General features: G+C 66.9%; 2 protein-coding genes. Both read right to left on the bottom strand.

Translation table 11 applies throughout. The features are described 5' to 3' along the window. Positions 1–122: 122 nt before the first annotated feature. Entirely contained in the window at positions 123–1,499 is a 1,377-nt protein-coding gene (locus D7Y15_RS43200) for a hypothetical protein (RefSeq protein WP_121756197.1), read from the bottom strand. Positions 1,500–1,723: 224 nt separating this feature from the next. Continuing rightward, the coding region (locus D7Y15_RS43195; RefSeq protein ID WP_233605324.1) for a hypothetical protein at positions 1,724–2,125 on the bottom strand (402 nt) is incomplete at its 5' end.

Below are 2,125 nucleotides of genomic sequence, written 5' to 3'. Positions count from 1 at the left end.
CCCGCTCCAGCTTCCGCATGTCGTATGCTGTCAGCCCCAGCTCGGCAGGGCTCCTTGCCGGTCGCATGCTCCAGAAACTGCGCATGCGACCCGGATTTGTCTCGGAACTTCTGGCGACCTACTTAGAAGCCCGCCGCGAAGTCCTGGAGGAACCAGAACAGGCTGAGCTGGTGGGACGTGCCCTGCGTCGTTCCGTAATCCGAGACGGTCCTGCCAGCCAGCGCGGGAATCTGGGGGCAGGTCAGCTGGCCGTGGATGGCCTGGGCATAGCCGTTGGTGACGAGGGCGCTCGCGAAGGTGGACGTGGAGGGAATCGTCACCTGGCCCGACGTGCTGACCGTGTTGTAGGCGCTGGTGTTCGAGAACGAGACGGCGATGGCGTCCGCGTCGAAGGCGTTGTTCCCGGTGATGAGCTGGTTGATGTACGGCGTGCCGCCGTTCACGCGCCAGGTGCCCGCTTCCCGCGCGGTGGCCACGCCGCTGATGGACGTCCGGCCGGTGACGCGCCCCGTGTGGTCGAAGCGGGCCTGGCACGGCGAGGTGCAGGGAATGCTGACAGGGAAGGGGAAGCGCACCGGGAACCACCCGCCCGGCCGGTAGATCATGAAGTCCCACCAGTAGAAGTAGATCCGGCGCGAGCACCGCAGTCCCAGCGACAGCTGGCTGGAGCCGGTGACCGTCCGGTTGAGGGTCGGGCCCGTCGGGATGGCGTTGGCGCTCAGCGTGTGCTTCGCGCCCGGCCCGTTCCAGCCGTAGAGGCTGCGGCCCGGGGACGAGACGAGGATGGACTGGGTGGTGGTGGGCGTGCGCGTCGTCGTGGTCGTCCAGCCGCAGGTGCAGGGCCCGATGATGGGGTACCACCAGTACCACTGCTGGACGTAGACCATGGCCTCGCCGCGCAGGTGCGGGAAGTCCTTGGACACCTCCTTCACCAGGTCGTACTCGCCCTGGCCATACCTCGCGTCGAGCTCCGTGACGACGGCGTCCAGCTCGCTGCTCACGTGCACGACGTCCTTCTCCGACGTGACGCCCTTGGACACGGTGAGGCTGCACTCCTTTTCGGTCGCGCAGTCCAGGTTCACGTCATAGGGCTGGGTGGCCAGCGCCTGGCCCTGCGGATCCTCCAGCACCAGCTTCTGCGCCCAGCCCGTCTCCCAGGGCTTGTCCAGCGCGCCGAAGAGCTTCACCTGGGAGACTTCGCCCGCCTTGGGCGTCACGTTCACCCCCGCGGTGGCGGTGTCCTTGCCGTCATAGGAGACGAGCTTCGAGGACCGGGGCAGGTCGTCCTGCCGGTCCGTCCACAGGATGCTCGCGGTCAGCTCCCCGTCCACCAGCGCCACGTCGAGCACGGTGGCGATGTTCGGACGGACCTCCTGCGGATCCGCGGCGTGGGCCGGCGCGGCCGCGAGCAGCCCTCCGAGCGCGAAGGAGGAGACGGTCAGCGAGCGCAGCCATGACGGCACGAGGCCGGACAGGCCTCGCGAGGAGTGTTGGGGCATGTGGCAATCCCTTACGGACGAATGGGGGTCCGCCCCCCGACGCGGGAGGTCGGAGGGCGGTTCCCTGTCAGAGCAGGTCCCGTGCCAGGGATTGTGCCATGTCTGTCATTGATGCTGGTTTAGCAGGGAGTGCGTGGTTTTCCACGATGTTTCCGAAATCGTTTCTTGCGCTGGGAATGTGTCCCTTCCCGTTACGGAAACCCCATCGGGTGTAGCGCGGAGGGCTACAGGATGCTGAAGAAGTCCTGGACGCTCTTCTCCATGGAATCCACCTCGTTCTCTGGGAGTGTATAGGTGGACTGGATGTCAAAGGCGCGGCCCATGGGACCCAGGCCTTCGCCCGGGCACACCGCGACGCCCTGCACGGCGATGGCGTAGTTGCCCTGTGCTCGGCCGTACGGCTGCCAGGTGCTGGCGTTGCCGTTGTATGCGTGGAAGGCCTCGCCAGACGTCTGCACGTAGCCGGAGCCGCTGCTCACGTCGCGCATGGCAATCCCCCTGTCGAATTCCTGGTCGCCGGTGGGCGCGTAGCGGGTCTCGTTCAGCAGTGGGCTCAAGCCATTGCCCAGGTGGTACTTGCTCTGCTCCATGGCCGACCCGTTGGGGATGGTGGGCGGGGGGAAGGG

The organism is Corallococcus sp. AB030, assembly GCF_003668965.1.
Classification (GTDB): Bacteria; Myxococcota; Myxococcia; order Myxococcales; family Myxococcaceae; genus Corallococcus; species Corallococcus exiguus.
Note: the sequence above shows the minus strand (reverse complement) of the source record. Positions and strands in the feature narration are given on the sequence as shown.

What these genes read in the sequence shown, in the direction of transcription:
- D7Y15_RS43200 (WP_121756197.1), bottom strand. Translation starts at nt 1,499, where the DNA reads ATGCCCCAACACTCCTCGCGAGGCCTGTCCGGCCTCGTGCCGTCATGG.